At 72.3% G+C, this 3,962-nt stretch carries 4 protein-coding genes and 1 pseudogene; 3 read left to right on the top strand and 2 right to left on the bottom strand.

Annotated elements, in window-relative coordinates; genetic code table 11:
- Positions 1 to 278: 278 nt before the first annotated feature.
- Together AC13HU_RS33690 and AC13HU_RS33685 are read right to left on the bottom strand one after the other, a co-directional pair.
- On the bottom strand, positions 279 to 1,301 hold the full coding sequence (locus AC13HU_RS33690) for a LacI family DNA-binding transcriptional regulator (RefSeq protein WP_483045788.1): 1,023 nt from the start codon (positions 1,299 to 1,301) through the stop codon (positions 279 to 281).
- Between the two features lie 43 nt (positions 1,302 to 1,344).
- Positions 1,345 to 2,193, bottom strand: coding sequence for a response regulator transcription factor (locus AC13HU_RS33685; protein ID WP_483045787.1), 849 nt, complete (start codon positions 2,191 to 2,193; stop codon positions 1,345 to 1,347).
- Positions 2,194 to 2,387: 194 nt separating this feature from the next.
- Between AC13HU_RS33685 and AC13HU_RS33680 the strand changes: the two genes are divergently transcribed.
- From AC13HU_RS33680 to AC13HU_RS33670, 3 genes and pseudogenes are all read left to right on the top strand, one after another.
- A complete protein-coding gene (locus AC13HU_RS33680; protein ID WP_483045786.1) occupies positions 2,388 to 3,197 on the top strand; it encodes an alpha/beta hydrolase in 810 nt (269 codons plus the stop codon).
- A gap of 53 nt (positions 3,198 to 3,250) precedes the next feature.
- Positions 3,251 to 3,535, top strand: coding sequence for a MoaD/ThiS family protein (locus tag AC13HU_RS33675; RefSeq protein ID WP_483045785.1), 285 nt, complete (start codon positions 3,251 to 3,253; stop codon positions 3,533 to 3,535).
- 1 nt (position 3,536) lies between these two features.
- Positions 3,537 to 3,962, top strand: a pseudogene (locus AC13HU_RS33670) (hypothetical protein); the annotation flags it as partial.

The following is a 3,962-nucleotide window of genomic DNA, read 5'->3' as shown; positions in this document are numbered from 1 at the left end:
GTGTACGGCGCCTGCGGGTCGGGCTGGAGCGGAAGCTGCGATTCGTGCGGAAACTGGGGTTCGCCGCCGTTGTGGCTGCTCTCGTCGCTGGTCATGCCTATGACTGTGTGCCCGCTACATGAGAGCTTGCTGAGTGCACGCTGAGAAGCCCGACAGAAGTAGGTATGCCCGATATAAGGAAGATCGGCTACCGGTGGGCGCGCGGGCCTTGTCCAGCCCGTACGGACGCGGCGCGCGGGCCCGTATCCGGCGGCCGTTCGGGCCGGTGCGCCCGGCGGTCAGCCGCAGCCGCACGAACCCCGGACGACCAGCCGCGACGGGAACTGCCGGACCCGCTCGCCGCGCGAACCCGGCACCCGCAGCGAGTCGTCGAGCACCGCGTCCACCGCGGCGCGGGCCATCGCCTGCCGGTCGGAGGCGACCGTGGTCAGCGGCGGGTCGGCGAGCGCGGCCTCCTTGACGTCGTCGAAGCCGGCCACCGCCAGCTTGCCGGGCACGTCGATCCGCAGCTCGCGGGCGGCCCGCAGCACACCGATCGCCTGGTCGTCGGTCGCGCAGAAGATCGCCGGCGGCCGGTCGGGCCCGGCGAGCAGCCCGAGCCCGACCTGGTAGGCGTCGTAGCGGTTGTACGGGGACTGGAAGAGGCGGCCCTCGGTGGACTTCCCGGCCTCCGCCATGGCCCGCCGCCAGCCGACCACGTGGTCGGTGACGGGGTCGCCGACCTCCGGGGTGCCCTCGGTGCCGCCGAGGCAGGCGACGTAGTCGTAGCCGTGCTCCAGCAGGTGCCGGGTGGCCAGTTGGGCGCCGCCGATGTCGTCGGTGACCACCGCGATGTCGTCGATCGCCTCGGGCCGCTCGTGCAGCAGCACCACCCGGGCGTCCCAGGCGTCGATCTCTATGGCGGCGTTCTCGCTCGGACCCTGGCTGATCAGGATCAGCCCGGACACCCGCATGCCGAGGAAGGCCCGCAGGTAGTGCACCTCGCGGTCGTCGAGATAGTCGGAGTTGCCGACCAGCACCATCTTGCCGCGATCGGACGCGGCCTGTTCGACGGCGTGCGCCATCTCCGCGAAGAACGGCTGGCGCGCGTCCGGGACGATCAGGCCGATCAGATCGGTACGGCGGCTGGCCATCGCCTGCGCGACCCGGTCCGGCCGGTAGCCGAGCTGCTTGATGGCCGCGAGCACGCGCTCGCGGGTGGCCGGGGCTACCGGCCGGGGTCCGTTGTTGATGACGTAGCTGACGACCGCGGTCGAGGTCCCCGCCAGCCTGGCCACATCGTCACGCGTCACCTTGGGCACGTCGCGCAGTCTACGCGTGTCCAACCTGCCGTCATATAAAAGTTCAGACGGGCTGCTCGGCCGAACTGCGGCCGTCCACATACCGGTCGGCGGACCGCTCGGCCGAACCCTCCGCCGGGTACCGGCCGCTGCCGGTGCGGTCGGGCCCCTCGGCGGTCCGACGGCCCGGGCCGGCGTTGTCGGCCTTGTCGGCCTTCTCGGTCCGGTCGCTCTTCTCGGGCTTCTCCGGCGTCACGAAGCGGTAGCCGACGTTGCGCACGGTGCCGATCAGCGACTCGTGCTCCACGCCGAGTTTGGCCCGCAGCCGCCTGACGTGCACGTCCACCGTGCGGGTGCCGCCGAAGTAGTCGTACCCCCACACCTCCTGCAGGAGCTGGGCGCGGGTGAAGACCCGGCCGGGGTGCTGCGCGAGGTACTTCAGCAGCTCGAACTCCTTGAAGGTCAGGTCGAGTACCCGGCCCTTGAGCTTCGCGCTGTACGTCGCCTCGTCGACCGACAGGTCGCCGTTGCGGATCTCCATCGGGCTGTCGTCGTTGCTGATGTGCTGGCGGCCCAGGGCCAGCCGCAGCCGCGCCTCGACCTCGGCCGGGCCGGCGGTGTCCAGCAGTACGTCGTCGATGCCCCAGTCCGCCGTGACGGCGGCCAGACCGCCTTCGGTGACCACCAGCATCAGTGGACAGCCGGGGCCGGTGGAGCGCAGCAGCTGGCACAGGCTGCGTACTTGTGGCAGGTCCCGCCGGCCGTCGATCAGGATCACGTCGGCACCGGGGGTGTCGACCAGAGCCGGGCCCTCGGCGGGCGCCACCCGCACGCTGTGCAACAGCAGACCGAGTGCGGGCAGCACTTCGGTGGAGGGTTGAAGGGCGTTGGTCAGAAGCAGGAGTGAACTCACCGGGCGCTCCCGTAGGTCGTCGTCCGGCCGCAATACGCCGTCACGGACGAGGTCGGTGGTGCCAGGACACGTCTCACGACCTGTCTCAAAACCGAACCCTCCTCGTTTCCTGCGAGGCGCCATGCGTGCCGGAAAGCACGAAAGGACCCGGGGGCGACATTGCCCAGGTCCTCTTCCAGGGAACAATAGCCCACATGGACAGCCCTGCCGAGAGCGATAACAGCCTTTCGCGTGTTTCGGTGGTCACTTCGAGTGGCCATCGGGCGGTGCTGTTGACCTCCGACCGGGTGCCCGTCGAGGCCGAGCACATCCCGGCGCCGGATGATTCCGGCCGCCTCGCGATCGTCGTCGCGCACGGTTTCACCGGCGCCCTGGAACGGCCCGCGCTGCGCCGCGCGGCAGGCCGGCTGGCGGGATACGGCGGCGTGGTGGCCTTCTCCGTCCGTGGCCACGGCGGCTCCGGCGGACGCTCCACGGTCGGCGACCGGGAAGTGCTCGACCTGGACGCGGCGGTGCGGTGGGCGCGGCAGTTGGGGTACACGGAGGTGGCCACGGTCGGCTTCTCGATGGGCGGTTCCGTGGTGCTGCGGCACGCCGCGCTGTTCGGCGTGGACGCGGTGGTGTCGGTCAGCTCGCCCGCCCGCTGGTACTACCGGGGCACCCCGCCGATGCGGCGGCTGCACTGGGTGGTGACCCGGCCGATGGGACGGCTGGTCTCGCGCTACGGGCTGCACACCCGCATCCACACCCGCGACTGGGACCCGGTGCCGCTCTCCCCGGTGCAGGCGGTGCCGCTGATCCCGCCGGTCCCGCTGCTGATCGTGCACGGCGACCGGGACGCGTACTTCCCGCTGGACCACCCGCGCTCGCTCGCCGAGGCGGCCGGGCCGGGCGGCGCGGAACTGTGGATCGAACCCGGCTTCGGGCACGCGGAGAACGCGGCGGCGCCGGAGCTGCTGGACCGGATCGGCACGTGGCTGACCGCCCGCTTTCCCGCGAGCTGACGCCGACGGGCCATGATGGACCCGCACGACGCACTGACCTTGAGGACGGAGCGATGGCAGCACCTGACACGGCGGGGCCCGCGGCGGGCACGATCCGCTACTGGGCCGCGGCGAAGGCCGCCGCGGGCACGACGGAGGAGCCGTACCACGCGGCGACCCTCGCCGACGCCCTGGCCGCGGCCCGCGAACGGCACGCCCGCGAACCGGAGTTCGCCCGGGTGCTGCTGCGCTGCTCCTTCCTGGTCGACGGCACGCCCGTCGGCACCCGCGACCATTCCGCGGTCCCCCTGCCAGACGGCGGCACGGTGGAGGTCCTTCCGCCGTTCGCGGGAGGATGAGATGAACGACTTCCACGGTTCCGACGGGCCGCACGGCACCCCTGCCGCCGACGGCACCCCCGGGCAGACCCCGGTCGAGGGCTACCCCGAGCAGCCGGCCGACGGCTACGGGCAGCCCTACGACCCCTCCTACGGTTACGCGCCGCCGGCCCCCGGCGGCTGGGGTGACGGCGCCCCCGGCTACCCCGACGGCGCCCCCGGCTACCCCGGAGCCGCGGGTCCGCAGGCGTACGGCCAGGGCCAGAGCGGGTACGGCCAGAACGAGTACGACGCCCGCTACGACCAGGCCGGATACGACGCCGGTTACGGTCACGGCGGCTACGCGCAAGGCGGCTACGTGCAGCCCGGCGACCCGCAGGCAGCGGCCGGGCCGGGCGGTTACGCCGTATCCGATGATCCCTATGGTGCGGCCGGCGCGGGCTACCCC

It is taken from the genome of Streptomyces sp. NH27, from assembly GCF_056859195.1.
Note: the sequence above shows the minus strand (reverse complement) of the source record. Positions and strands in the feature narration are given on the sequence as shown.

Excerpts from the sequence above, each read along its gene's own strand:
- AC13HU_RS33680 (WP_483045786.1), top strand. The coding sequence starts at position 2,388 with ATGGACAGCCCTGCCGAGAGCGATAACAGCCTTTCGCGTGTTTCGGTG.
- AC13HU_RS33675 (WP_483045785.1), top strand. The coding sequence starts at position 3,251 with ATGGCAGCACCTGACACGGCGGGGCCCGCGGCGGGCACGATCCGCTAC.